The sequence below is a fragment of the Pseudoalteromonas sp. DY56-GL79 genome (genome assembly GCF_041414765.1).
Classification (GTDB): Bacteria; Pseudomonadota; Gammaproteobacteria; order Enterobacterales; family Alteromonadaceae; genus Pseudoalteromonas; species Pseudoalteromonas piscicida.
This window is the reverse complement of sequence record NZ_JANHZS010000059.1, coordinates 1-1,033: the sequence shown is the minus strand read 5'-3', so window position 1 is coordinate 1,033 and position 1,033 is coordinate 1. Positions and strand designations below refer to the sequence as shown.

The following is a 1,033-nucleotide window of genomic DNA, read 5'->3' as shown; positions in this document are numbered from 1 at the left end:
CGCGAATTCAACTCCGAAGTGCACCACTCGCTAAATTAAGCTGCTTTACGTAATTCATTGAATACTACAGCAGGCTGTTTATATCCTAAACACTTTCTCGGTCTGGCATTTAATGCCCGCTCAATATCAGCAATCTGCTTGTCCGTTACAGTCCGTAAATCTGTACCTTTCTTGATGTACTGGCGCAGCAGCCCGTTGAAATTTTCATTCAGCCCACGCTCCCATGATGAGTATGGATTAGCGAAGTAAATATCTGTTTTCAACTTCTCTGCAACCCGCTCGTGATCACAGAATTCACTTCCATTGTCCGCAGTGATGGTCCGGACTTGGCCGCGATACCGCCACAGCATTCCTATCATTGCTCGGCTAACATCAATAGCACTCTTTGCTGGCACTTTACGGAGCAGGTATAGCTTACTTTTACGTTCAACTAGGCTGACAATCGCGCCTGTCCCTTGCTTGCCTAAAACGGTATCAGCTTCCCAGTCACCAAATCGCTTTTTCGTATCGACGATGGCTGGCCGATGTTCAATGCCTACGCGATTCGGAATTATGACTCGCTTGGCTCGACTGCCTTTTCGATATTTGCGGTGACCATGGCGCAACTGCTTAAACAGCTTGCCGCCACGTAATCTATCACGCTGCACAAAACCGTAAATCCACTCATGGCTAACAGAGTAACCAATCATTTTACCCACGCCTGCGATCTGTTCAGGACTCCATTTTTGACTCAACCCGAACTCTACGAATGTGACAGTCAGCCCTGAAATATTATACTTCGTTGCCTGACATCGGCGCTTCATCGTCTTAGCGTGGGCGATCTCTGGTAGATAATGATTATCCCGAATTCTATTGCGCCGAACTTCGCGGCTTATCGTGCTGTGGCTAACACTCAGCCGCTTTCCAATTTCTCGGTAACTAAAACCCTCGCGTAAGTAGGCCTCTATCTGGTATCTTTGTCCTTCGATCAACTGCTTGTAACTCATGGTAACTACTCTTGTTTTTTGGCGATTACAGAGTACCACCAACAGGC

Annotated in this window: 1 protein-coding gene; it reads right to left on the bottom strand. The window is 47.1% G+C overall.

Annotated features, from left to right (window positions below):
- Positions 1-35: 35 nt before the first annotated feature.
- On the bottom strand, positions 36-986 hold the full coding sequence (locus NO992_RS23325) for an IS30 family transposase (protein WP_371380805.1): 951 nt from the start codon (positions 984-986) through the stop codon (positions 36-38).
- Between the last annotated feature and the right edge of the window lie 47 nt (positions 987-1,033).